1 protein-coding gene is annotated in these 418 nt (G+C 67.2%); it reads right to left on the reverse strand.

From position 1 onward, the window contains the following. Positions 1 to 368 (reverse strand): Ig-like domain-containing protein (locus tag AC1DWC_RS26770; RefSeq protein ID WP_477912930.1); only part of this gene is annotated, 368 nt, incomplete at its 3' end. Positions 369 to 418: the final 50 nt, after the last annotated feature.

A 418-nucleotide genomic window follows, 5' to 3' on the forward strand; every position in this document is an offset into this window, starting at 1 on the left:
TCCGCCGGACCGACAGTCGCGGTCAGATCAACCGCAGTACCGGTCACAGCAGTGGCAGGAACCGCCAGGTCCGTCGTCGTGGTCACCAACGGGGCCGACACCTCGACCGCATGCGCCGCCGACGTCGAACCCACAAAGCCGGCACCCGCGACGAACTCAGCAGTGATCGACCGCGACCCGACCGTGTCGAACGTATGCGACAGAGTCGCGGTGCCACCCGAAACCGCAACCGGCGCACCGATGTTCACGCCACCGTCCTTGAACTGCACCGTGCCCACCGCATCCGCCGGACCGACAGTCGCGGTCAGATCAACCGCAGTACCGGTCACAGCAGTGGCAGGAACCGCCAGGTCCGTCGTCGTGGTCACCAACGGGGCCGACACCTCGACCGCATGCGCCGCCGACGTCGAACCCACAA

It is taken from the genome of Rhodococcus sp. P4_C10 (assembly GCF_056402135.1).